Source organism: Pseudomonas sp. K5002 (assembly GCF_013386655.1).
GTDB lineage: Bacteria > Pseudomonadota > Gammaproteobacteria > Pseudomonadales > Pseudomonadaceae > Aquipseudomonas.
Window position 1 is genome coordinate 1 of the sequence record NZ_JACARK010001757.1, and the last position, 338, is coordinate 338.

Annotated in this window: 1 pseudogene; it reads left to right on the plus strand. The window is 67.5% G+C overall.

The features are described 5' to 3' along the window. Positions 1-338 (plus strand): annotated as a pseudogene (locus HX846_RS39120) (hypothetical protein); the annotation flags it as partial.

Genomic DNA, 338 nt, shown 5'->3' on the forward strand with positions numbered 1-338 from the left:
GCCATAACCTGCTGGAAGCCCTGCGCCCCTCGATCATGCCCGAGCCCGGCCACCGCGCCGACCTGGCCGTGGAGAAGGCCCTGAGCCTGCTCAAGCATGGCGGCCTCGGCCAGGGTCGGCTGCTGCTGATCGGCTCGTCGCTGTCCAAGCAGGAACGCCAGGGGATCCGCCTGCAGCTGCAAGGCAACCAGGCGCCGAGCTTGTCGATCCTTGGCATCGGCAGCCGCGAAGGCACGCCGGTGACCCAGGAAAGCGGCGAATTCCTCAAGGACGCCCAAGGCGCAATCCTCGTACCGCGTCTCGACAGCCCGACCCTCAAGGCATTCGCCAGCGAAATG